The sequence below is a fragment of the Aliiglaciecola sp. CAU 1673 genome, assembly GCF_029223185.1.
Classification (GTDB): Bacteria; Pseudomonadota; Gammaproteobacteria; order Enterobacterales; family Alteromonadaceae; genus Bowmanella.
In genome coordinates this window covers 23,839-47,773 of record NZ_JARHUG010000003.1, presented here as the reverse complement: position 1 = coordinate 47,773, position 23,935 = coordinate 23,839, and the positions used below count along the sequence as shown (strand labels likewise).

Below are 23,935 nucleotides of genomic sequence, written 5' to 3'. Positions count from 1 at the left end.
CAATATCCGGCAATTGGCTAAATGACGCACATTGTTCCATTAATCGGGACATTTAGAAACCGCTTTAATGTACAGAAGAGGGATAATTCAGAGTATGGCGACATTCTTTCACCAGCTGGTGACTGAGAGACTGGCACTTCATCGGGATCGCTGCGCGATTAAAGTCAAGAATCAAGCTCTGTCCTACGCAGAACTCGCTACCCGGCTACAACAATTCGCCGGCGGACTAGGGCAATTAGGATTGACTCGCCATGACCGTATTGGCGTATTCCTGCCCAAGCTGACCGAGACCGTTGTCGCCTTTTTGGGCGCCAGCGCGGCAAGTGGCGTCTTCGTCCCCATCAACCCTGTGCTTAAGCCGATTCAGGTCCAGCATATTCTCACCGACTGTGACGTGAAGATATTGGTGACCAGCTCCGATCGCCTTAAGCTCCTCGAGCCCATATTGGCCGACTGCCCGGCATTGATACACATTATTCTGGTCGATAAGGTGCCAGGCCAATGGCTCGGCCAGCAGGCTCTGCATCTATTTGCCGACGTCAGCGGCCCCGCTCCTAAAAAAGGGCCGGTGACCGAGTACGATATGGCCGCCATTCTCTATACCTCGGGAAGCACGGGCAAACCCAAAGGAGTGGTGTTGTCCCATCGTAACCTGGTAGTGAGCGCCCAAAGCGTGGCCGAGTATCTGGAAAACGATGCCGATGACGTACTGCTTGCCCTTCTGCCATTGAGCTTTGACTATGGCCTTAGTCAGCTGAGCACAGCCTTTCTGACCGGCGCCACTGTGGTGTTAATGGACTATCTGCTGCCGGGCGACGTGGTCAAAGCCGTAGATAAGCACAACGTGACCGGTCTTGCTGCCGTGCCACCGCTTTGGCAGCAACTGATGAAGCTCCAATGGCCGGTGGAAATCGGCGGTAAGCTGCGCTACTTCACCAACTCCGGCGGGGCTATGCCAAGCACCACACTGGCGCAACTACGGCAAGCCTTTCCCAATGCCAAACCCTATCTGATGTATGGTCTTACCGAAGCCTTCCGCAGTACCTACCTGCCGCCTGCGCTGGTTGACGAGCGCCCAGGCTCCATGGGTAAAGCCATTCCCAATGCCGAAATCATGGTGGTCAGGGAAGATGGCAGCGAATGTGCACCGGATGAACCCGGCGAACTGGTACACAGGGGTCCCCATGTCAGCCTCGGCTATTGGAATGCACCGGAGAAAACCGCCGAGCGCTTTAAACCCGTGCCCCGCCATGTGAGTGGTTTGATGCTGACGGAAATGGCGGTATGGTCCGGCGATACAGTGAAAAAAGATGCCGACGGCTTCTTGTACTTTGTCGGCCGTAAGGACGAGATGATTAAAACCTCTGGCTACAGGGTTAGTCCTGCTGAAGTGGAAGAAGCCTGCTATGCCGGCGCCGAAGAAATTGCCGAGATTATCGCCACCGGCGTTCCCGATGCCGAGCTGGGGCAGGCCATTGTGGTTTACCTGGCGTTAAAGCCAGGCATCGAGCCGGACAAACAGGCGCTGCTGAACAAATGTAAAAAGCTGCTGCCGAATTTTATGCACCCCAAGTGGATGGAGATCCTCGAGAGCCTGCCACGCAACCCCAATGGCAAAGTAGACAGAGCCCTGCTGGGACGCCTAGCCAAAGAGACCTATGCCAATGAATAAGCCCCAAGTACAGCATGAGAATATGGATCAGTTTGCCCAGCACAATGGACGCTTGCTGGTCGGCGGTAAAAATTTGGATGAAATCTCAGGCCTGCTGGGCAAAGAGGTCTTCTATGCCTACGAACGGCGTGTGATTGATGCACGTATTGAGCAATTTAAGGCCTTTATCCCAGCGCCGATCAAACTGCATTTTGCCATTAAGGCCAATCCCTACCCGCCGCTGGTGCACTATGTTGCCTCAAAGGTAGACGGTCTGGATGTGGCATCACAAAAAGAATTATTGATTGCCCTGCAATCCGGTGCCGATAACCGCCATATCAGCTTTGCCGGACCGTCAAAGAGCGAGGCGGAAATTAAAGCCGCCATTCTGGCCGGCGTTACCCTGAACGTCGAATCCGAATTGGAGCTTAAGCGCTGCCTGGATCTTGGCAGACAGCTTGGCCATTTACCACGAGTGGCCTTTAGGGTTAACCCGGCCTTTGAACTTAAGGCTTCCGGGATGAAGATGGCGGGCGGCGCCAAGCAATTCGGCATAGACGAAGAGCGATTAATGGAAATACTGCCGACATTAGATTTCAACCGGCTGGATTTTCAGGGCTTTCATATCTTTTGCGGCTCCCAGAATCTAAAAGCCGAGGCCTTGATCGAGGCCCACAATCAGACCTTTCACCTGGCAGAGCGCCTGGTCGAATGCTGTCCGGCGCCGGTGAAGTCAATCAACCTTGGCGGTGGTTTTGGAATCCCCTACTTCCCGGGTGAGCGACGACTGGATCTTGCTCCAATTGGCGAGAATCTAAAAGCTTTGCTGGAAGCGACCAGCATAGACTTGGCTAAAACGGAACTGGTTATTGAACTGGGGCGTTTTCTGGTGGCGGAAGCCGGCATCTACGCCTGCAAGGTGACGGACATCAAAGAGTCCAGAGGACAAACTTTCCTGATGACCAACGGCGGTTTACACCACCACCTATCCAACTCTGGTAACTTCGGCCAGGTGATCCGCAAAAACTACCCGGTAGCCCTGGCGGATAAGCTCGATCAGGACGCAACCCGACAAGTGAATGTGGCAGGCCCCCTATGCACGCCCCTGGATTCCCTGGCGGATAAGGTCTGGCTGCCCGAAGCACAGCTAGGGGATTGGTTTGTGGTTTATCAGTCCGGCGCATACGGTCCCACGGCCAGCCCCCAGGATTTTCTCGGCCACCCCCATGTTGTAGAAATCCTGCTTTAAGCTGAAACGCATTAGCAATGTCGCCAATGCACTAGTTGATCAAGTCGGTGTCCCGGGTTGCACCAACCCGGGACCTAACCGCCCTACTCCCTGCTGTAGTGAGAGGGTCACCTTTTGTGTGCCAATCACAAGCTCAATACTGTCCGACAATGCCTCAGATATCACCGTCATCGGTTTTACCAAAGAAGGCAGACGAATAGATTGTTTTTCTTCATCTACATACAAAACGATATCACTTGAAAGTTCTACCAGATGAAAGCCGTTACCAGTTTTGATCTGCGGCTCCACATGATGAGCCGATACATCAAGGGCAATCAGGCTTCCTTCTCCCTCGAGCCGGGCATTCAGCTCAATTCTGGCTGCCGGCTCGTCAAACCAGGGACTGGGCTGATAGCCTGCGCTCTGATCCAGAATCTCTGTTCCGCCATCGGGTAAATAGGATTCGACGTAAAAACGATAGGGATGGCCCACAAATGCCCTTCCGCCAATTTCTCCACCAAGCAGGGAAGTTAAAACCAGGGGCGATTGGACAAAATTCAACTCATGCCTCCGCGGAATGTCATACACCCCCGTGGAGGACTCCGACACACTGTCTGTAGCGCCCTCGGGGACCGTCTTGGGGTGGAACACCAACTTGCTGCTCACGCCCTCTTTCAGGCCAAGAGCCCGGTCTCTTAATAACAGCGTTTTGGACTCGGGCAGGAACAACAGACTTCGGCTCAATCGCTGCACCTTGCGTTGCTCTGGCCTGTTGTATGCCTGCTCAAGTTCAAACTCTACAAAGGCGCTGGAAAAGGGCAATTCAACAGCCCGTCTCAATCTGGCCCCCTGAGGACGATCCGTGCGTTCGCTGCGCTTTCGCCAGTGCGAAGTTGAGACTATAGCGCTGCCAGTGGGCATCAATATGTTTTGTCCGCCCTCGTTGACATTCTGGGTGAAGAACTTATTGGGTCGGATCTCTTCACCATGCATTGGCAAGAGAATGCTGTTTTTAGCCACTGTGCGTAAGGAGTAATTCAGGCGACTGTCTTTGTAGTAGTTTCGTGAATAAACACCACCATCTACCAATAAAGGATGTTTATAAAAGAAGGTGAAATGACCAGCATCATAGTGCTGGTGGTGACTAAAGGTTTGTCCTGCCCTTGCCTGCACAAATAGCCCCTCAGCGCCCCAGTCACTGCGCATAACCACCTGGTTATAGGCGCCTTCACCAAATACGGCAAAAGTAGGTAGCACACCGTTTAAAAAAGACAGGTCAGAGGGATCCTCAGAAAGCAGATGGATATCAGGTTCTTTTAAAAAAGGTTTTAACCAGCGATACCCTGAGTAATACCCCTCACGGCCCCACCGTGTTTCTATGTAGGCCGAATAGGTAGAGAACACCGGATTCCTTGTGAGTTTTGCCAGTAGATCCATCACTCGTTGAGATTCATCCTTAAGATCAACCCGGGGCCCTTCATCGGCAATACTTTCAATACGATGGTCGGGGCGGGTCATATAGATTTGCCATAGCCCCAACCTGCTGGCAATGCTGAGTACTTCATCCTTGTTGTCCGCATCACTACCATTCACATAGGCAGAGGTCGCCAGCAAAAACACGAATGCACGATTGTTGATCCAGTAGTTAAAACCGTTTGGCCAGGCCTCGGTAATGGCCAGCGCATTGACGGTATCCAGGAAATGTTGCGCCGCCCGCTGATATGCCGCCGGCTGATGCTCTGCTATGGCAGTGGCAACAATAAAAGCATGGCTGGCAAGGGACACCCGGCTATGCCACATCGAAGCACTTCTACCATCCAGTAATGCCAGATAGTCTTCAAGCCTTAAGGACAAGGTCTTGATCATCTGCTCGTACGCCAGGGCATTGGTAGCCTTGTATGTTGCAATTTGATCCAGCAGCAAGGCCAATAGCCAGGCATGGTGTTTGCCACCCGCCACTTTGGGTTTCTCAGGCTTAAAGGCTGCCCCTACTTCAAAAGCTTTCTGGATATTGGCTTCGTCAGGAGCAACGGCGACACAGGCAATTACATTCCCCAGCCCTTTGCTATCACAAAAAGATGCTTCCTGCTCCGCCCCCCCGATAACGGGTTGCAAAATTCGGGGGCGATGGAGCGAGGCCTTGGGTAATACAACTGCACTATAGGCATCAACGTCTAGCTGTGGCTTGGCGGAAAAGAATGTCGAATATCCCCACAACGACAATATGCAAATCGTCCCCATCGCCATGAATGTCCATGTTAATCTTTTGCCAGTCCGTTTTAATGCCATGATGTCTACCAATCAGTCCAAGAGCCATTACCAAGTGCCAATCCATATGCGTTTACAAACCGTTTTCTTGTTATTCAGCCTGTTGCTTTGCTTTCCTTCGCCAGCAGCCCAATTCGCTACCGATGAGAGTGCCACATATGATTATGCCAGTCATGCGGCGTTAGTAAGATGGCCTCTGGATTTAAGTAAAATCAGTGAAGAAAAAGATCATGTGGCGCTTGTCGGCAGTACATTTGTCAAAGACGAGGACAGAGAAAGGCCGGTTTTGATTAGCCTCTCCTCATTGGATCTGCAGCAAAACAACCTGTTGTTCCTGCTTAAATCGGCTAATCGGGGCAAGATAAGTTTCTTTTCCAAGGAATCGAAGGCGCTTAAAGAAGCGACCTTAACATTACACGCCGACTCGGGACCGCTTTATCTGTCTCCCACCCTAGATACGTCTTTAAACGCTGGCTCACGCCTTCCCCAAGGAGACCAGGAGTACATTCGTGTTACATCCAGTCAAATTGGCTTATTGGCCTTCTCGCTCCCTGAGGCTCAACGGCAACAGGCTATCAGCAAAGCAGAGTTGCTAATTCACCTCACTGCCAAACAATTTGCTGACAGTCAGCTGGAAGTCTACCAGTTAAATCAAGTTGTTAAGCCTGCTAAAGAGGTAAGGCCGGGCATTGCCGCGAAATATCCCGATGACATTAATATCGAAACAGATGCTCAGGTTTTTCACGCAGAAAACTTCGATAAGCAGGATTTACTGGCGCCACTGATGAGTTGGCTAGGCAAGCAGCAATCGGCCTGGCGCAATGTATCTAAGTATGAGCGGGTCCCTCATCACCTGCTGAACCACTATGCGAATACCGAAGGCTATGCGGCAAAAGCCCATTTTCGTACCAATAAACACATGGCATTGAACATGGATTACTATTTTGCCGACAATCTGAGCAAAGAGCCCGAAGAAGTCTACCTACGATACTACCTTAAGCTCGAAAAAGGCGCCGACTTTGCCGAAGGAGGAAAGCTTCCGGGATTTGGCGGTACTTACGGGCGGGCCGGCTGGGGCGGCAGAGCCAATGACGGTTACAATGGCTGGTCTGCCAGAGGCACCTTTTTTAATACCTTGCCAAAGGACCATCCGCATTGGCCGTCTAGTATGCCCATAGGCAGTTATTTTTATGAAGCAGGCCAAGATAATAAATACGGCGACAGGGTGTCCTGGGGTCACCAAAACTCCGTATTATCGCCTGGTCAATGGCACTGTATTGAACAAAGAATCAAGCTCAATTCGCCAGGGCAGCAAGACGGCATATTCGAAGCCTGGGTTGATGGTGTCCAGGTCTATCAACGACATAATCTGAATATGCGATTCAGCGACGCCTTGAAAATTGAAAAGGTATGGATGAACTTTTACTACGGTGGTGCCGAGTTGCCGGATAAAAGTTTCAATATGTACCTGGACAATATTGTTATTGCTTCTGCCTATATCGGCCCCATAAAAAAGGGGCCTAAAGGCCCCTAATCAAAATTAATGGTGATGATGCTTATCTGGTAAGGATTGCAGATAGATCACCAAATGCTCTATTTCCTGGGGCTTGAGGAAACCACCCCATGGCGGCATCATCGGGCTCATATTCATTTGCACCCCGCCTTTCTCGATGACCGCATGTAAATCTTCTGCCGATCGTTTAAAGTGGAACATAGGGGAAGTGAAGTCCGGCATTTCCACGCCCAACATGCCTGAGTCCGGCCCTTGTCCATCCCCGGTAGCACCATGGCAACGAGCACAATTTACCGCATAAAGGGCGGCCGTCGTATCCTCATCATAATCCTTGGGCGTGGTGTCTTGTGGCTCTTCTTCAAACACATCGGCGTCTTCAGCCTTAACCAGCAATAAGACCTCACCGCTTGGCTCCGACGCCGCCCCCAAAGTGGTAACCAGGATTTCGCCACTATCCAGCTGCACAACAGAACTTACACCGCGCTGTGCGTATTGGTTGGCTCTGGCAATGAGTTTGACCTCTTCCACTTTGGGTTGATCTGCCGGCATTACAAAAAGCTTGGCCGAATAGTTATCGGCAAACACATATTTGCCTTTTAACGAGGGGTAGTTATCGCCACGATAAACCATCCCGCCTATCACGGCACGATCATAAGCGCTGTGCTGGTAAGTATAAACCGGGCCAACTTCCGGCAAGCCAAGATCTTCCCAAGCATTATTGCCGCTTTTTTCATATCCTTCGATAAAGGGGAACTGGTAGTGCTTACCTTTTTCAATCAGGTTAACTTCTTCCCATATTGTGGAGCCCACATCACCCAGCCACAAATCACCGTTTTTTGGATCAAAGGTAAAGCGGAAAGGGTTTCTAAGCCCCAGGGCCCAATATTCGTTACGAATATCATCCCGGCCAACAAAGGGGTTGTCCTTTGGCACCAGATAATGATTTAACTCGCCATGCTCGAAGGGTTCGGGATCAATGCTGCGGGAGGTATCCATATCCACATCCAATCTCAATATGCCGGATCTCAATACCACATCTGAGGTTTTGATTCTCTTGGGGTGTACGCCCTCACCCAAACCGATGTAAAGATACCCGTCGGGACCAAACTCCACCGAGCCGCCGTTGTGGAAGCCGTCTTTGGTACGGGGCAATGCCAGTAGAACCTGCTCCGAGGCCTTACGCTGTGCAGGATCTGTCAGGCTGAAATCAAAACGCGAGAGTCGGTTAACCTGGCCTTCCTCGGGACGGGTATCAGTGTAATAGAGATAGGCGTAATCCTTACCCTTTTGCTGATTGAATTGTGGATGGAAGGCCAGTCCTACGGCGCCATTCTCCACTTCAACCTCGCCCAGTTGGTCGCTGATATCCAGGGCCAATTGCTTATTGTCACCGGACGGGAAATCCACACGATACACCACCCCGTTACGCTCAAGCACATACAAGCCTTGGGCATCGCCTGGCGCCTGCCTGACAAGAACAGGCTGGGCAAAAACCGTTCCCGGGAACAGGTTTTTGAGGCCCCACTCTGAGGTTTCCACCGGATTAAACCAGATGCGGATTTGTGTGATCCTGTTGGCAATATCCCTGTCGGATGTAAATGCCTTGCCCATCGCCAGCGGCACCAGGAAGTACAGTATTGCAATCACACCGGGAATGGAGGCGATTCGCTTCAACAACGCGCCGATTACCTGCGCCAATGCAGGGAAAAATGCTGCTTCCCCCCGTTTAATCATCGCCACCAGCATGGCCATCACATACAGCAGGGTCGACAACAAGCCGATAGCAGCAATCAGTTGGGGATCATAATTGATGGTGGTAGCCAAAAAGCTGTAAAGCGAGGCGCTGGTGTAGGCAAATAAATAGAAAAGATATTCATTGGCGAAGCGCTTAAGGTTACTGAAGCTGCCGGTTCGATAAAGTAATAAGGTCAGGCCGATCTGCAGTGCATAGGTCGCTACAAATATCCGCGTCAGGCTCCACATGTCCGCCTGGCTGACATGTACCGCCGGTAAGTGCAGTATCGCTTTAGGAATGATATCCACCTCTCTGCTCAGGTAATACCCGGCCACACAGGCGATGGCTATCAAAATCAGTTGTGTCAGGGCTGACAACCAGCCTCGATACGCTTCTTGTCTCACTAGTCTTCCTTACGAGTTTATGCCGGCGGCTACATGCCGCGGGTCACCCAAAATTCATGTCAATTGCATGACGTACAGGATTTGGATCTGTATATTGCCAACCGCCACTTGACCAAGACAAGTGAATTTTGAAGAAAAATAAGGAGATAATGTGAAGTTAAGCGCGCTTTCCGTGGCCCTGTTGAGTATAGGTTTGAGTTCCTTTTCCGTGGCACAGACCATGGAGTCCATGCTGGTCACCGGCTCCCGTTTGGACATGCAACACCTGGCGCCACAAAGCACCCTTTCACGGGATGATATTGACCGTCTGAACCCTGCCACAACCGTCGATTTGATGCGTCATATACCGCATCTGTTGATCTCACAAAACGGTGCTGCCGGCGGACAATCTTTCGTCTCCATTCGCGGTGGCGAATCCAACTTCACCTTGATCATGATTGATCATGTGGTGGTCAACGACCCTACCAACAGCAGGGGCGGTGGCTTTGATTTTAACCTGCTCGATCCGGCGACACTGGAAAGGGTCGAGGTCTACCGTGGTGGCGTCAGCGCCGTTTACGGAGGCGAAGCCGTCAGTGGGGTGATTCATTTTATCACCCGTCAAAGCGACTATCGCGGCCTGACTCTGGAAACCGGTTCAGACAGCCAGAAAAGGGCAAGCCTGAGTCTGGCGTCACCCCTTGGCAATGACATTTCCACCCTGTTTAATGCGGCATACAGCAGCCAGAACGCAAACGACTTTTCCGACTACGAGAACCAACAGTTTCTGTTCAAGCTGATGGGGCAAAATGAGAACAGCGATTATCAGCTACTATTAAGCCACTCACAGCAAGACAGCAGCGCCTTTCCCGAGGACAGCGGCGGACAGCGCTTTGCCACCATCAGGCAGCCAGAGAGTCGAGATGGCGAACAGTTTTTGGCAGGCGTTCAGGGAAACTGGCACGCAGATGACAATCTCAAACTGAGCGCCAAGCTGTCCTGGTCCAGACACCAGGAAGATGCAGAAAGCCCTGGAATTGCAGAAGCAGTACTGAGCGGTATCCCCGCGAGCACTATCAGCTCGGACTACCGTCAAACAGAAGGGCAGTTATTTGCAACCTTCGCACCGGACAATGCCTGGCATTGGGTAGCCGGCATGGAAGGACAAAAATCTATTGGTGAGAATAACGGCTTCCTGGATTTCGGCTTCCCCCTGCCTGTGGATTTTAAATTAGAGCAGGAGGTCTACAGCCTGTTTACCCAGGCCTCCCGCGAATATAACGCATTGGCACTGGAACTCGGCCTGAGATGGGATTCACCGACCCAGTTTGATAACGAACTGTCTTCCAGAGTTCAGGCCGGCTATCGCTTTTCAGAGGATTTCAGACTATTTGGCGGCTTTGCCGAGGGTTATAAATTGCCAAGCTTCTTTGCCCTGGCGCACCCACTGATAGGCAATCCGGCGCTGCAACCGGAAAAAAGCAGTAACAAGGAAATAGGCTTTTCCTGGACTTTGTCCTCGCAAAGTAGCACTCAGCTTGTCGCCTTTCATAATGACTTCGAGGATTTAGTCGACTTTGATCCCGAACTGTTCACATCGGTCAACAGGGCCAAGGTACGCACTCAGGGTGTTGAATGGCAAATCCAAGGCAATATTGCTGCATGGCTTAATGCGCAATTGGATATCAGCTATCTGGATGTGGATGCCGGTGAGACCAAGTTACGCCGCCGCCCCCATTGGAACGCCGGCTTTGCCTTACAGGCCAGCTTCGATGCGCTGCAAATAAGCCTTACGGCCGATTCACGCAGTGAGTTTTTGGATAGCGCCATACCGACAGGTAGCCTGACTCTGGGCGGCTATACGGAGCTGGCGCTGGCAGGAAGCTGGCAGTGGTCTGAGGATTTGGCATTTACGCTGGCAATCGACAACCTGCTGGATAAAGCCTACGAACAATCCATCGGCTTTAACGAAACCGGTCGTCAATGGCGTCTGGGGCTTAGGTACACCCTGTAAAATTTTGTGCGCCACCCTCGGTGGCGCCTAATCATCTGTCAGCCGGCACGGCTCAGAGAACTGACAAATTGTGCACTGATTTGCTCTACCTGCTGCTTAAACTGGGCAGCAGAAAACGTGTGGTCGGCACCCAACAGCCTGTGTAACTCAAAGCCGGTTCTTTCAGCAAGCTTCCACGCCTTACCCTGCATCGCCTGTTCTTCAAATTCCCTGGCCGTAAGATCCTGACCACTGAGAATCAGACAAACCGGCGCGTCGAACTTATGCAGACCTGCCCGCATTCTCTCCTGGTAAGCGCCTTTATCTATCGCCGCCTCCCCCATACTATCCCTGACAAAGCCCTTCGCGTCTTTCAAGCTGCTACCCACACTGACTTTACCTTTTAGGAACTTCATCCAGAAATCTTTGGACATCAAACGCTTAAGGTAATAGTGCTTGACCATGGTCTTACCCCTGGATTGCTCACTTCGCAGCCAGGGATTCAGTAATACCAAACCCGCTATCCTGTCGTCTTTGTGGGCATAGATCATGGCTGCCGATGCGGCGTCACACAGCCCCCAGATAACGACTTTTTCCAGTCCGGTGTGCAGGCAAAAATGGTCGCACGCGCTTTTGATATCGGCACAGATAGCATCAAATACCTGCTTGTCACCTGCACTGTCGCCCATGCCCCGATAATCAAAGCGCATGGATGCAATGCCCTGGCTTGCCAAATAGCGGGATAACAGCACAAACTGACGATGGCTACCTACACGGTATTGGGGGCCACCAACCACCAATAACACACCGATGCTCTGCGGCTGCTCAGGCTGATGTAAAATACCTATCAGCTCTTGTCCTTCACATTCAAATACCAGAGCCTTTTCCATTAATTTAACTCCTGTAGCAGACTATAGGTCGGTGCATGCAGCTCTGGTTGCTCGAACAATTCAGGCGTTTGCCAAAATGGCAGCCCTTCGGCAGATTGGAAAACAACGCCCGGCCGGTGCCATTGATCTTTGAGCTTGTTAACCGCCAGGGGTAAATTTGCAGAAGCCAGCTCCATCCAGGCAACAGCGCTGTTTTCGGGCAACTCAGAGGGCATAACCATTGATTCAACCGTTTGTAGTAAGGCGGCAGAAATTGGGTAACCCGCCACCTCCACGGTTTCGCCCTCCAGTATTTTTTTGCGCCAATCAATTTTCTCATCACCCTGAATCATCGCGTTGGCCTGTTTTACCCGAATAAATTGGCTCATCAATAATTTGCCGTTTAAAACCGGTTTCCAAAGCAGGCATGATATCCCGGGATAGCGCGTTGACAGTTCATCAAGATTGGCCATGGCTAAAAGCGCACCAAAGCGGACGCCCCACAAAACGGGATCTTGAACGCCCTTTTCGGCCAACCAGTCCAGGGTGAGTTTCAGATCCTGACGCCATAGTTCAGCATCCACCGACTCCAGCTCTCCCTCGCTGTCGCCGGTACCGGCATAATCAAGACAAAATACCGTATACCCCTTTTCCACCAGATAGCGGCTTGCCTTAGCGATAATGGCCCGGCTGAGATTCATTTCTTCAAATAGCGGGGGCAAGCAGAGGATGCAACGCTGTGGCTGCAACGCCCCAAGCTGCAAGACAAACAATCGATGTTTATGACCCTGGATAAAATGTCCCTGCACTTATGCACTCCTTATTGCAATCACGTTGGGATGAAGACGAGCAAGGGATAATACCCTAGTGACAAAGAATGCCAATCCTTCTGCCTCTAAGCTTGACCTGGCTAATGCTAACAATGAATACAAAGAGGTTCTTTTGTCAAAGCGCAATCCCTATACTATGCGCAACTCAGATCCGCTTCGAATATAAGGATAATAACCAGGGTATGCCGGTAACAGGAAAGCACCAGCCGTCGCCACATTTGGCCCCGACGCAAGTGTGTATCAGTATCGACACGGAATTTAGCATTGCCGGACATTTTCAATCCCCGCAAAGCCGATTCCCCGTCTCCCATCCCCTGGTTTATGGGCCGACGCCGGAAGGTCAGCAGGGACTTGGATTTATGCTGGACTGTTTTAACCGGTTCGGTATACGCGCCACCTTTTTTACCGAGACGGCCAACCTGCGTTATTTCGGTGATGAACCCATGGCCAGGGTGGTGAATGATTTAAAGCAAGCCGACCAGGATATTCAGTTACATGTACATCCGGTATGGATGAGCTTCGACAAGGAAGATGGTTACGGTCAGTTTCCACGACAGGACGATTGCGCTAATCAGCAAGCAGACTATTTACGTCAGGTGTTTTCCTATTGCATCGATGGTTTTAAGCGGCTGACCGGTGAGGCCCCCAAAGCCATACGCACGGGTAATCTGCGTGCCGATCTCACTACCTACCAGGTGCTGGCTGAGCTTGGTATTAAGCTGAGTTCCAATATCGCCACCGGCGTGTACCGACCCGATGATCCCGCTCTGCAGTTAGACAGCGGCCGCCATCTCATCGAAGGCGTAATGGAATTGCCGGTACTCACCTATGCCGATTCAAGTTGGTTTGGCAAAACCCATATGAAATCCCTGCAGATCACCAGTTGCTCCTGGCCGGAAATGCGGCATTTACTGTGGAAAGCCAGGAGCCTCGGCATTGAACAGGTGATTATTCTGACCCACCCTTTCGAATTTTTTAAAAGCCGTGATCCACAATACAAACAGCTACGTCGAAACCGGGTAAACCAGGAGCGCTTGCTCAACCTCTGCCGTTTTGTGCAAAGCCATGATCAGGATTTTGTGGCCGCGGATTTTGGTCGCCATCACGAGCAATGGACCGCCACACAGAAGCAGGAAGCCCCCTTAAGCATCCCTTCCTACTACGCACTAGGCAGGAAATTGCACAACAAACTTAACGATAGCCTTTGGCAGTATTAGCCATGCAAGCACACAAAGAAAAGGAAGGCACCTTGTCCACCAACGTCCCAGCCAGCGAAGCCCCGGTCATTGTTTATGGGGTGGACACGCAAATTGGCCTGAATATCATCCGAGAGCTGGGCAAACGTGGCGTCAAAGTGATCGCCATCGGCAAAAAGCCCGGCGCGGTTGGACTCTATTCCCGTTATGTCCATCAGCGCCATGTGCTGAACAATCTTCAGGAAGAAGAGCGGATACAGGCACTTAACGACATCCAGGCGCAAAGCGGCGCCAGATTCCTGCTGTGTGTATCCGAAGACGACATCCTGTTTTTTAACCTGGTGGCCACGCGCCTCACCGGCCTCACACCCCTGGTTCCCGGACTGGATGAAATGGCAAAGGTGCTGGATAAACAGCAAACTATGACTGCCGCCGAGGCCGTCGGCATTGAGGTACCGCGAAGTTTTCAACTTGATGCCTATGAAAAGCTGGAAGAGATTATCGGCGGTCTGCGTTTTCCCGCCATTCTCAAGTGGGCCAATCCCCATGATGTGATGAAGCCGGCGGGGAATTTGGGCATAAAGATAGAAAAGCTGCGCTATGTGTATAGCGCAGATGAATTGCGCCAGGTGATGGCCGGTTTTATTCCCCTTGGTCATTATCCACTGATACAGGAGTATTGCGCCGGTCATGGGCTGGGGCAGTTTTTCTTTATACACAAGGGCCAAGATCTGCTGCGCTTCCAGCACAGACGCATTCACGAATGGCCGCCAGAGGGAGGATATTCATCCCTTTGCGAAGCTATACCACTGACGCAATTCCAGGCCCTGCAGGAAAAATCCCTGGCCCTGTTACGTGCCCTCAACTGGACCGGCGTAGCCATGGTCGAGTACCGCTATGATCCGAAAGAAAATCGCGCAGTACTGATGGAAATCAATGGCCGCTTCTGGGGAAGTTATCCCCTGGCCTATCATGCCAATGCCCCTTTCGCCTGGTTCAGTTATCAGGTACTGGGGCTGGGTAAGACACCACGTCAAGAGCCGCTTAACGAGCATATTCGTTGCCGCAACCTGTTGGTAGAGCTTAAACGCCTGTATCGCATCTGCTTCCGGGCTGACCTTATTCAGGACAAGTCCCGCCACTTTAGCCGCTTAGCCACCTTTGCCAGGGTCTTTACCGATTTTTTCAGTCCCAGTACCCGTTATTACCTGTTTGACTGGCGGGATCCCAAACCGGCGATGATGGATTTGCTAGGCATGCTGAAAAAGCTCCTTAGGATTGGCGGCTAGCCCGGGCGGCTTTCCATTGTTGGCAAAGCCTTTCGGTCGCCTGCTCGATAATGCCGTAACAATGGCTGAAATAGGCTTTGTCATGCACATGGGGATCGTGGATATGCAAGTGCCTGGGCTTGGCCCAATGACCAAGCAGGGCTATCTGCGCCTTGCTGCCGCCAAGCCTCGCTTTTAAGCGCCTGGCATGGCGCACTTCCATCACCAGCAACAAATCCGAATCCTTAATGTCAAAATCGCTGATATCCGTGGTCTTGTGGGCAGACATATCGATGCCATAGTCCCTCGCCGTTTCCTGCCCCAGCGCAAATGCAGGCATGCCGGTGGTGGTGGATAGACCGAAGCCAACGGCCTCAATCCCCTCACGACGGGCCACATACTCGCCAAAGGGGCTACGACAAATATTGCCAAGGCAAACAAACACCAGCCGCTCTGCCCGGGCCAAGTCCACCTGTTCAAACTCCCTGGTTCGTCCCAGGCATGACTCCAACTGGCCCAGCCAATATCTGACCAAACCACGCTCACTGGCATAACGATTGCGGATCCATTGAAGTAACATCAGTATCTCACTCGATTAAATCCTGACTGCTTTTTGACTTGGTCAGGGCTTTACGCAGATTGCTGGCGGTGTTGCGCAGATAATAGAAAAAGCCCATGGGACTGAGCTTATTGACGATCTGTACCCCGTAAAGATTGCGATAAGATGTCATCCAGTCCAGTTTGAAAGACTCGCCACCGGTCAAGAAATCGATTTTACTGACCTTGTCCTGCTCAATCACATAGCGCATCAGATGATGGGTTAGCAATGTGCCGGGCGAATATTGGGCATAGGCGCTGTCGTAAGCCAGTTTGTAAATAAAGGCAGTGCCTTTGGCTACCAGCCAGAATTGCACCGCTACCGGATTACCGTTGATGCTCAGCATCCCTAATCGTAGCCAATCCCGCTGCGCGCCAAGGTGCGCCAAGCCATCGATAAACTCTGGATAGGGCTCTGTGCGCTTCCAGCTATGGTTATAGACACGGTGATAGATGGGTAGCACTCTCTCCAGGCTTTGAATATCGGTAAAGACCTCCAAATGCCAGTCTCCCTGACTATCCAGTTTCTTATGCTTGCGCTTGACGGTATTTTTCAAGCGACTGGGGCGCCCCTTCATGTATTGGTGGAAGCTGGAAACCCCCTCTTCATACATGTTTTTGGTCACGTAGTATGGGAAGCTGGCCAAACCTGCTTGCCCGGCTGCCGTCTTCCAGTGCTCGACAGTCTCCTCGGCCATGGGCGAGAGATAAATCACATCCCAGGCCCCTTTTCTGACATAGTCCAGCATCGCCGCTACCGCGGTTTGTTCCTCCACCAGGCTCTCATCCCAGCTCATGGAATACACCGGTGTGTAATAGTTGGTCAGGCTGGAAATAAAGCGGGTATTTTTTTCACGATGCGACCACATGGGCAACATGGCCGCCAGTTGTCCGTCTTTATACAGGCACAGCAACCTGACCCGGCCCTGACGATTGGCCACCGTGTGGCAGAAGTTCTGGTACCAGCAGCTATAAGAGAAAATCGGCACCTTGGCGTGTTCATTCAAAAAAGCATTGCATTCCTCAGGCAAGGTCTCAATGCTGCCAAATTCCCTGATAACCAATTCGCCAACATTGTTCAGAGACGAGGACGATGCGCGCAGTTTTCTGGACACATACTCCGGAATTCTGCCCAGCAGCTTCTTAAAGGCCACGCCGAACGGACCGAGGTCACCCATATCAAAATAGGCAAAGGTCGGACGATATCTGTTGGTCGCCAAGGGGAGGATTTTGCCGGCATGACGAAACACCGCCAGCACATCTTTTTCGCTGTCAAACCAGATGGCGCGCCTCACGGCTTCAGGTGGGGTCAACGTTTGCCCCAATGCATTCTGATGCTCCAGTGCCAGCAGGTTTACCCCGGCGCGGGTGCAAAGTCCCACCCAAAAGTCGGTTCGCCCCACGGTGGGCTCAATTACCCAGTAGCGGCCTTTGTCATCGCGTTTAAGCTCCAACGACACCGGCCCGCTTAGTCCCAAACCGTCAAAGAATTGCTCGGTGATCGCCAGCACGTCGTCGTTATGGGCCGAAACCGCCACGGTGGTTTGCCCCATGGCCGGTGGAAAAGACTCCAGCTTATTGCCGCAGAAACGGGTCACAATACGGCCCTTATCCAGATAAAGGGCGCCGAAAAAAAGATCCTTGTCGGTGCCGGTGATCCAGTTTTGCAACAGAATCGGCAGATCCTGGCTAAATTTCTGAATATAGCCGCGCAGACTGGCCTCATCGTCACAGCGAAGCGCTTTAAAGCCCGACTGCGGCTTTACCGGCTTGATCAATACGGGAAACTCGAAATTCGCGACAGCCAGATCCACATCTTCGGGCGTATTCAGCACCAGCGACTGGGGATAGCGAATTCCCATTTCCTTACAACGGGCTTCGATATTGCTCTTAAGCAAGAGCTTCTGGATCTGTTCGCGACAATGACCCCAACTGAGCAGATATTGCCCCTGCAGGCGATCAAAATGCTCTGCCAGAATGCGCACGTTATTGTCATTTGTGGGAAATAATACGATTTGCACATCGGCGGGAATTTTCTTGCGAAATGCCAGGAGATCGTCAATCAGAGAATCGGCATTAATATTCTGCACAAAATGCACTTTTGCACAGTTAGTGGCAATCCCGGGCAGCGGCTTCTTTGCCTCCAGGGCATGTACCTCGGCACCGCTGGCTTTAAGCGCCCTGACCATCGCCACGCCATGACTGCATAATCCTATTACCAGCGCAATGGCCTTATTATTATTCATCTTTGTCCTTGGCTAGTGCTTTATGAGGTTTAGTAGCATGCGTAAATGAAATTTCAGCGGGGTACGATCCCAGGGGGTAAAACGCTTGAGGCGATACAAATCGGCACCAGGCCTGGAAACACCCCACTCTGTGCTTACCGCTTGCTTAAAAGGAAACTCTTTGACGACTTCGACCGTGTGCTCATCGAAATCTTTACCGGGTTTACCATTAGGATAAGCAAAGGATTTCACCTGCTTCCCCGTCCAACTCTCCAGCAGACGCACATTCTCTGCTATTTCTTCACGCACCGCCTGTGGTGACATTCCTTTCAGAATCGGGTGGTTGTGGGTATGAGCGCCAATTTCGATGCCAAGCTCGGATAACTGGCGGATCTCCTGTTCAGACATCATCTTGCGAGAGATCTGAATATCACCATTGGCAGCATACAGTGCTGCGATCTTTTCCAAACGCTCCTGCACCGGAAGGTACTTGAGCACACCGATTGTTTTGTAGGCGAGTTGGCGACGTGATGCCCCGTCAGCAAGAGATAACTTGCCAAGCCCAATAGCCTCGCAGTCGATCACATCGCTGTCCGCCTGTTCAAACAGATCCAGCACCTTGTCATTCCACATATTTTCGCCCTGGCTAAAAGCCGAGGCGACAAATACGGTAGCAGGCACGCCATAACGTTTAAGGATGGGGGCAGCCAGGGTCAGGTTGTTCAGATAACCGTCATCGAAGGTGATGCATACCGCTTTTGGCGGTAAGGTACCCGCCTGCAATCGTTCAATAGCTTCCCCCAAAGGAAGCGGCGTGAAATAGCGACTAATCAGCGACATCTGCCAATCAAACTGTTCCTGATCGGGCTCTCCGGGACGCATGTCATCCAGCCTCTCCAGCACCTGATGGTAAATCAGGATGGATAACTTGTTTTTTCCGGCTAACCGGGAGCCAAGACTGATAAGTTGGTGCAACATGGCATTACTCTTCCCGGCTCTGCAGCCACAATTCCAGTACCGTCATGATCCAGATCAGCTCGCCATAATAGGCGGCATGCTGCTGGGACTGCATGGCCAGGGCCTTATCGATAAATTCCGGCTTGAAAATATTACGCTTCTTGAGATTTTCCAGGCTCGATTGGGTGATGTCCACCAGCTTGGGCGTAGAGCGCATCCAACGGCCAAAGGGCAATCCAAACCCATGCTTGGGCTTATTCAGCGTTTCGGTGGCCAGAAACTGGCGGGTTGCCTGTTTAAAGAAATGCCGTAGTTTTTGCCCCGGTAATTTCACTTCTGCCGGTATCTTACAGCTAAAATCCACCAACTCTTTTTCAAGGAAGGGGAAACGAACATCCACACCGGCCATTTCACACATCTTACTGACCTTAACCAGGTCATTGTCAGCCAAGGTGAATTTCCAATCCATATAGAGCATATGGTCTACCGGCGAAGCAGAGTCGGCTTGCTGATAGCGCTGCCTCAACTGCTGCAGGGGCAGCTCCTTGTCCACGCCTTCCAGGAATTCCTTGGTAAAAATTTCCCCGGCTGCAAAGCGATGCAGGAAATTATACTCCTGTAGTCTATCCGGAAGCGGGTTGTCCGCCTGGCGTATATAGCTGGCCACCTTGCTAAAACCTTTGATCTTAGCCAGAGGAGTTTTAACAAAAATGCCCCGCATCAGAGTTTTGAGGGCACCGGGCAGGTTTTCGAATGGCTGGAATAACTTCTGCTTGGCATAGCGACTGTTGCCGGCAAAAAACTCATCGCCGCCATCGCCAGCCAACATGGTGCGAATACCGGCTTTATGGGCTTCAGAGGCACAATAAAACGCGGCCAGGGCTGAAGAATTTCCGAAGGGCTCCTCGAAGCGCTCAGCCACCTTAGCAAAGTTTTCACTGATATAGTCTGGCTCGAGGTAGGAAGTCTTATGCTCCGTTTCAAAGTGCCTGGCGGTGATCATGGCAAACTCGGTTTCGTCATAACCGGGTTCATTGAACCCCACCGAAAAAGTACGGGCAGCGCCCTTAACTTTTTTCAGCATGCCGGCCACGGTTGAACTGTCCAATCCGCCGCTTAAGAAGGCGCCCACATCAGGGGCATCGGCGCTGTATTTCACCGCCGACTCAATCATCTGCAGGCACTTGGCTTCCATGTTTTCCTGCTGCTCAAGCTCCTGGGCAAACTTGGGACGATAGAGGTTACCGCGCTCGGCCACCTGTTTTTCGTCAATCTCCAGCCACTGTGCAGGACAGAGTTTGCTGGCATTGGCATAAATGGTTAGCGGCGCCGGAATACAATGAAAATAGACATAATGAAAAACAGCCTGACGACTTATATTTGCAGCGATGATGCCGTTTTCTATCAGCTGACTCAAAGAACTGCTTATTCCTACCTGATTACCGCTCAGACCATAATAGAGTGGTAAGCTGGCCATATGATCGGTCAGCATAGACAGCGACTGTTTTGGCTTATCCACAACAAGCAGTGCAAAGCGGCCGGCCAAATTATCGAACAGTTGCTGCATGGCCTGCCCATCTGCTAACCATTGCAGGAGGTCCCCGGCAGTGACAGATTGGGATGAACCGTAGCGGCGCGGCTGGCCCAGGGCAAAAACCTCAAAGCTGTCATTTTGGGCCCGCGATGTCCCTTCTTTATCCAGCAAAAGAGTACAGTTTCTGCTGCCTATGTTGATTACATAAGATTCACAGTCTGTGTGCACTGTCTCGTGGTCCTGTTTGAGATTAGTCATCGTCTCCCCGATCATTTTTTCATCCATCAATAGATACTGCCCATAACCCGCTTACGGCGATAATACTCCAGGCGAGAATCAAAGACTCTTACTTCCTGTTTAAGCAGGTTATTTGCAGGTCGCTGCACACCGCCCAATAAGCACTGCCGGATTTTATCTTTAAGTGACGGACAGGCCAATCGGCCGGCATCAAATTGCCCATGATGATGGGTGAAAATCACCCGGCTAAGCTGCTGCTTTGGCCTGGTTTCAATCTTTATCCCCGCCTCAGGGATGTCCAATTCGACCTCTTCCCGTTCAGCCGGCAAGGCCTGCAATGCAGTCGTTGACCACGGCACCTCGTCTGCCAGATGCAAATAAAGCACCAGTGAACGCGTAGCCCAAAAGCTACTAGCAGGGCCACTGTAGGGATCTAACCATCGCTCATCGTCTGCAAAAACGCCTTGGGTGGGCTTGCCCAACTTTAGCGCGCCGTTAGCGACAAAAAAGGCCCAACAACTGTAAAAAATATTCAGGCATTCACCGGCAGAGAACTCATCAGGCGCATAGTGATGGGCCGCCAGTACCGGCGTCGGCATTGCCATTCTGTAACACAGGCTGCGGCCAAACAAAGGGCAGCCCTCAGAGGTAAAGAGATAACGAAACCAGCGGCTGTAGTCACAAATGGCCTGCTTGATAAAATCCGGATCAAAGCCCGGATCTATTCTGTCCAGCCAATAAAGAATGTAATGAAAGCACCAAGGGTTGTAGAGGTCCACATGGCCATTCTCGCCGTCTTTAAAACAGCCCTGGCCAAGGTAAAAGGACTTTATTCTGTTATACCTGTCCGCCACATTCCCTTTGTATCCAGGCTCCAGGGCTTCTATCACTTTTTCTGTCAGTACAACAAAGAGATGCCAGTTATTATCCGCAGTTTGCTTTCCACTGACCTGCTTTAACCATTGCAGCACATTATGTTTTTCTTTTTCAGTCAGCGCCGGCCACAGCTTTTCACGCCCAAGCCATAATCCGAGGGCAATATCGGCCGCTTCGCAGATTAAGGTGCTTTTATGGCCGATATCTCCCCAGTAGCAGTCGCTGGTCTTGTCCGTGCCGGTGCGCAGCACTTTGAGCATATAGTCTGTCATCTCAGCCGACAGACTCTCCTTGGCATGGGGAGAACAGATATAGGCTGCCCACAAGGGCAAAAGTCGGCTCATGCCTTCAAAGCCATCGTTATCCGGCCCATAAATACTGCCAAGACCAGGATAATAAACACGGGTGGTGAGCGGATGACGGTAGTGCCGGTGGGCCGTCCAAAAATATTCGACCAGTTGCTCCAGCTTTTCGCTAACGGATAATTCGGTGGAGGAAAAGGCGCTTTGAATAGCAGCATCCATTTCTGCAAAAGGCTGGCGAGATAAACGCCAGCGGCGCCACTGCTGGCGCCTGAAGGCAACACTACGCTGCAGGTCCTGCCAACCTATCATTTAGGCGACTCATCCGCCCATAGATTAAGCAGACAGCGGATCACAAACTTGTACCCGTCAAAACGAAAGGGTTTGTACTTAATAGCTGTGGCAAAAGACTTCAGGGCCTTTTTGTACCACTTGGCCAGGAACAGCTCATAGCCATGTTCGAACCAGACCTTAAAAAAGAACCGGGTTAAATCCGCTTGGGACAGCGCTTCACCTGACTGACTCTTTAATCCCATGGTGTTCACGGCATTTTCCATGATCTCTGCACGATAGTTGCGAAGATGCGGGCGGTGGGAGATGCTGGCGGCATTCTTACGATAATAGGCGTACACCTTATCCAACTGGGCAATTTGGGTACGGTGGGCCAGCTGCAGCCAGAAATCATAGTCTTGACCACGACGGAAGTGGGGATTAAACCTCACAGTCTTCAATACCTCCGCTCTGACAAGTGCGGCGATAATGTGATACCAGGAGGTTTCAAACAACGTGTGATAGACCCACCCCGAACGATTTTCAACTATGGTGACCGGTTTGCTCTCATCAACGGGCTGCGCCTGAGCAAAGGTAAAAGACTCATCCACATGACCAAATCGACCAGTAGCCACGCCGTATTGCGGGTGAGCCTGTAAAAAGGCAACCTGCTCGTGCAAACGGTTGGGCGCCCAAATGTCATCACCATCATTAAAAGCGATAAAATCGCCCTTGGCGTGCTCTATACCGGTGTTTCTGGCGACGGCCGAGCCGGCGTTATCCTGATAGACATACCTGACCCGATCCCCGAAGGCTTTTACTTTTTCGGCCGAGCCGTCGGTACTGCCGTCATCCACAACGATGACTTCTTTATTTGGGTAACGTTGCCCCAATAAGCTCTCAATACATTGCTCAATGTGTTTTTCGCCGTTGTAGAGGGGCACTACAATAGAGACAAGAGGAAGAGTTTCTGCCGTCACAGATATTCCTTAAAAATATATGGAAATTTTTTACTAACCGATGGCTATTCTATTTTGACGCCCTTGGCCTTCAACTTATTTTTTAAGCCATCCAAAGGGAAATCTGCCGCATAGGCTTTCTGTGCGTATAGCTTGGCGCTCTCTAAATCGTTTAATTCAAAATACGCCAGGCCGAGGTTATAGAATATCTCTGAAGAAGACACGAGTGACTCAGCACGTTTGAAGTTATTGATTGCCTGCTGGAAGTCCTTCTTCTGGTAGAAGTAAATACCGTAGAGTTGATAAAGCCTGAAATCTTGAGGGCGGAACTGAAAAGCCCGCTTGAAATAACAATCTACGCTCTGAGTGAATTTCTTGTTGGGTAACTGTGGTAGTTTCCCTCCCAACTTTTCCTCATAGCGAATCAGTGACTGTAAAGCACGATAGTGATTGGGGAACTTACCCAGGGTATAAGCCAAGTCAGGCATAATCTCGCTGCCTGTCTCACCACTAATCAAATTAGCAACTTTTGCCGTAAAGTGCCTACGCTCTACTGTGCCCAGAATCTTGTCTCTATCGGCCTGACTACTGTAGTCAAAGGGACCGATTTCCGTTTCAAAAACATCACCACAATCTTGCATGCCTTGCGCCAGCGCCAAAGGCGAAACCAACACCAGCCAAACCGCAAACCACCTATTCACTCCGGCATCCTTATTCAGTTCCAGCTAATCATGCACATTAATACACTATTTGGGGAAGAGATTCACCTCCACTAACATTGGCTATATACCTCGTGAAAACTTCAAATAAGTTCAGAAAACAAAATGAGCAATATTAAAAAACATACGTATGAAGTAACTGCCAGTCATGGACAAACACTTCCACACCGACAATCCAGACAAATTCCAGTCACAAGCGATACGAAAATAGAGTGTTTGTCGCTATACTTAAACAGACAAATTAAAGGTTACTATTTGGTCTCACCCCTTTTATCATGGACGCTTGTTTGATGCCCCGTGCGTTTTTGTGGATAAGTCCACTTCA

At 51.2% G+C, this 23,935-nt stretch carries 17 protein-coding genes; 6 read left to right on the top strand and 11 right to left on the bottom strand.

Annotated features, from left to right (window positions below):
* Positions 1-94: 94 nt before the first annotated feature.
* Both P2G88_RS03535 and P2G88_RS03530 read left to right on the top strand, forming a co-directional pair.
* Positions 95-1,672: an acyl-CoA ligase (AMP-forming), exosortase A system-associated gene (locus P2G88_RS03535; RefSeq protein ID WP_275794302.1), complete on the top strand. Its 1,578-nt coding sequence runs from the start codon at positions 95-97 to the stop codon at positions 1,670-1,672.
* Positions 1,665-2,900 (top strand): pyridoxal-dependent decarboxylase, exosortase A system-associated, encoded by a 1,236-nt coding sequence (locus P2G88_RS03530; protein WP_275794301.1) that lies wholly within the window; start codon positions 1,665-1,667, stop codon positions 2,898-2,900. The genes P2G88_RS03535 and P2G88_RS03530 overlap by 8 nt, the downstream gene beginning before the upstream one ends.
* 39 nt (positions 2,901-2,939) lie before the next feature.
* Here P2G88_RS03530 and P2G88_RS03525 read toward each other — a convergent pair whose 3' ends face one another.
* On the bottom strand, positions 2,940-5,102 hold the full coding sequence (locus P2G88_RS03525; protein ID WP_275794300.1) for a hypothetical protein: 2,163 nt from the start codon (positions 5,100-5,102) through the stop codon (positions 2,940-2,942).
* Between P2G88_RS03525 and P2G88_RS03520 the strand changes: the two genes are divergently transcribed.
* Positions 5,065-6,681: a polysaccharide lyase gene (locus tag P2G88_RS03520; RefSeq protein ID WP_275794299.1), complete on the top strand. Its 1,617-nt coding sequence runs from the start codon at positions 5,065-5,067 to the stop codon at positions 6,679-6,681. The two genes, P2G88_RS03525 and P2G88_RS03520, sit on opposite strands and share 38 nt — an antisense overlap.
* Before the next feature lie 6 nt (positions 6,682-6,687).
* On the opposite strand, the gene P2G88_RS03515 is transcribed toward P2G88_RS03520, so the two are convergent.
* Entirely contained in the window at positions 6,688-8,799 is a 2,112-nt protein-coding gene (locus tag P2G88_RS03515; protein ID WP_275794297.1) for a PQQ-dependent sugar dehydrogenase, read from the bottom strand.
* A 151-nt stretch (positions 8,800-8,950) separates the two neighbouring features.
* Between P2G88_RS03515 and P2G88_RS03510 the strand changes: the two genes are divergently transcribed.
* Positions 8,951-10,792, top strand: a complete 1,842-nt coding sequence (locus tag P2G88_RS03510) for a TonB-dependent receptor (protein ID WP_275794296.1) — start codon at positions 8,951-8,953, stop codon at positions 10,790-10,792.
* 38 nt (positions 10,793-10,830) lie between these two features.
* On the opposite strand, the gene P2G88_RS03505 is transcribed toward P2G88_RS03510, so the two are convergent.
* Both P2G88_RS03505 and P2G88_RS03500 read right to left on the bottom strand, forming a co-directional pair.
* Entirely contained in the window at positions 10,831-11,661 is an 831-nt protein-coding gene (locus P2G88_RS03505) for a hydrolase 1, exosortase A system-associated (protein ID WP_275794295.1), read from the bottom strand.
* Positions 11,661-12,449: a CocE/NonD family hydrolase gene (locus P2G88_RS03500; protein WP_275794294.1), complete on the bottom strand. Its 789-nt coding sequence runs from the start codon at positions 12,447-12,449 to the stop codon at positions 11,661-11,663. Before P2G88_RS03500 ends, P2G88_RS03505 begins: the two co-directional genes overlap by 1 nt.
* A gap of 203 nt (positions 12,450-12,652) precedes the next feature.
* Here P2G88_RS03500 and P2G88_RS03495 point away from each other — a divergent pair, with 203 nt between their 5' ends.
* Together P2G88_RS03495 and P2G88_RS03490 are read left to right on the top strand one after the other, a co-directional pair.
* Positions 12,653-13,687: a hypothetical protein gene (locus P2G88_RS03495; RefSeq protein ID WP_275794293.1), complete on the top strand. Its 1,035-nt coding sequence runs from the start codon at positions 12,653-12,655 to the stop codon at positions 13,685-13,687.
* A 2-nt stretch (positions 13,688-13,689) separates the two neighbouring features.
* A complete protein-coding gene (locus P2G88_RS03490; protein ID WP_275794292.1) occupies positions 13,690-14,955 on the top strand; it encodes a hypothetical protein in 1,266 nt (421 codons plus the stop codon).
* Here P2G88_RS03490 and P2G88_RS03485 read toward each other — a convergent pair.
* The 7 genes from P2G88_RS03485 to P2G88_RS03455 are packed head-to-tail and all read right to left on the bottom strand — an operon-like array spanning position 14,939 to position 23,592.
* Positions 14,939-15,514: a hypothetical protein gene (locus tag P2G88_RS03485; RefSeq protein ID WP_275794291.1), complete on the bottom strand. Its 576-nt coding sequence runs from the start codon at positions 15,512-15,514 to the stop codon at positions 14,939-14,941. The two genes, P2G88_RS03490 and P2G88_RS03485, sit on opposite strands and share 17 nt — an antisense overlap.
* A gap of 7 nt (positions 15,515-15,521) precedes the next feature.
* Positions 15,522-17,777 (bottom strand): GNAT family N-acetyltransferase, encoded by a 2,256-nt coding sequence (locus tag P2G88_RS03480; protein ID WP_275794290.1) that lies wholly within the window; start codon positions 17,775-17,777, stop codon positions 15,522-15,524.
* A 12-nt stretch (positions 17,778-17,789) separates the two neighbouring features.
* Positions 17,790-18,734 (bottom strand): polysaccharide deacetylase family protein, encoded by a 945-nt coding sequence (locus P2G88_RS03475; RefSeq protein WP_275794289.1) that lies wholly within the window; start codon positions 18,732-18,734, stop codon positions 17,790-17,792.
* A gap of 4 nt (positions 18,735-18,738) precedes the next feature.
* Positions 18,739-20,505 (bottom strand): asparagine synthase-related protein, encoded by a 1,767-nt coding sequence (locus P2G88_RS03470; RefSeq protein WP_275794288.1) that lies wholly within the window; start codon positions 20,503-20,505, stop codon positions 18,739-18,741.
* 26 nt (positions 20,506-20,531) lie between these two features.
* Positions 20,532-21,974 (bottom strand): DUF2264 domain-containing protein, encoded by a 1,443-nt coding sequence (locus P2G88_RS03465; RefSeq protein ID WP_275794287.1) that lies wholly within the window; start codon positions 21,972-21,974, stop codon positions 20,532-20,534.
* A complete protein-coding gene (locus tag P2G88_RS03460; RefSeq protein WP_275794286.1) occupies positions 21,971-22,912 on the bottom strand; it encodes a glycosyltransferase family 2 protein in 942 nt (313 codons plus the stop codon). Before P2G88_RS03460 ends, P2G88_RS03465 begins: the two co-directional genes overlap by 4 nt.
* 44 nt (positions 22,913-22,956) lie before the next feature.
* On the bottom strand, positions 22,957-23,592 hold the full coding sequence (locus P2G88_RS03455) for a hypothetical protein (RefSeq protein ID WP_275794285.1): 636 nt from the start codon (positions 23,590-23,592) through the stop codon (positions 22,957-22,959).
* Between the last annotated feature and the right edge of the window lie 343 nt (positions 23,593-23,935).

Bases quoted from the DNA above. Each gene is read 5' to 3' on its own strand.
- P2G88_RS03480 (WP_275794290.1), bottom strand. From the start codon at position 17,777: ATGAATAATAATAAGGCCATTGCGCTGGTAATAGGATTATGCAGTCAT.
- P2G88_RS03495 (WP_275794293.1), top strand. From the start codon at position 12,653: ATGCCGGTAACAGGAAAGCACCAGCCGTCGCCACATTTGGCCCCGACG.
- P2G88_RS03465 (WP_275794287.1), bottom strand. From the start codon at position 21,974: ATGATAGGTTGGCAGGACCTGCAGCGTAGTGTTGCCTTCAGGCGCCAG.
- P2G88_RS03505 (WP_275794295.1), bottom strand. From the start codon at position 11,661: ATGGAAAAGGCTCTGGTATTTGAATGTGAAGGACAAGAGCTGATAGGT.
- P2G88_RS03490 (WP_275794292.1), top strand. From the start codon at position 13,690: ATGCAAGCACACAAAGAAAAGGAAGGCACCTTGTCCACCAACGTCCCA.
- P2G88_RS03530 (WP_275794301.1), top strand. From the start codon at position 1,665: ATGAATAAGCCCCAAGTACAGCATGAGAATATGGATCAGTTTGCCCAG.
- P2G88_RS03535 (WP_275794302.1), top strand. From the start codon at position 95: ATGGCGACATTCTTTCACCAGCTGGTGACTGAGAGACTGGCACTTCAT.
- P2G88_RS03485 (WP_275794291.1), bottom strand. From the start codon at position 15,514: ATGTTACTTCAATGGATCCGCAATCGTTATGCCAGTGAGCGTGGTTTG.
- P2G88_RS03475 (WP_275794289.1), bottom strand. From the start codon at position 18,734: ATGTTGCACCAACTTATCAGTCTTGGCTCCCGGTTAGCCGGAAAAAAC.
- P2G88_RS03470 (WP_275794288.1), bottom strand. From the start codon at position 20,505: ATGACTAATCTCAAACAGGACCACGAGACAGTGCACACAGACTGTGAA.